Annotated in this window: 1 protein-coding gene; it reads left to right on the top strand. The window is 69.1% G+C overall.

Annotation, left to right across the window (positions count from 1 at the left end; all coding sequences use genetic code 11):
• Positions 1-388, top strand: a 388-nt coding sequence (locus tag EII35_RS15660) for a DUF222 domain-containing protein (RefSeq protein WP_125229355.1), incomplete at both ends; no start/stop codon positions are given.

The raw sequence follows: 388 nt of genomic DNA, 5'->3' as shown, positions 1-388 counted from the left end.
GGTCGTGGCAGCGGATCCGCCGCAACCTCGAAGCATGGATCATCGCCGCCGACCCCCAAGCGGCTCGGGAGCGGGAACAGCAGCAGCGGGAAAACCGGTACGTGGCAGTCGATGCGGTCAAGAACGGCCACTGCACCCTCTACGGGATCCTGGATCCCCGCGACGCCATCGACTTCGACCACGCCCTGACTGAGGTTGCGAAAACCCTCCCCAGCGAGGTGGGGGATCTGAGGCAGCGTCGCGCCGCGGCGGTCGGGGTGTTGGCCCGGCAGGCGGGTGGGCAGGACATGCTGCCCCAGGCCACGGTGTTCGTCCACATCAACGCCGACGACCCCGCCCTCAACCCCGACAGCGACTCCTCCGGGGTTGCTGAGGTGGAGCGGTGGGG

The organism is Arachnia propionica, assembly GCF_003932785.1.
Taxonomy (GTDB): domain Bacteria; phylum Actinomycetota; class Actinomycetes; order Propionibacteriales; family Propionibacteriaceae; genus Arachnia; species Arachnia propionica_B.
The sequence above is the reverse complement of the archived record's forward strand: the minus strand, read 5'-3'. Positions and strand labels throughout refer to the sequence as shown.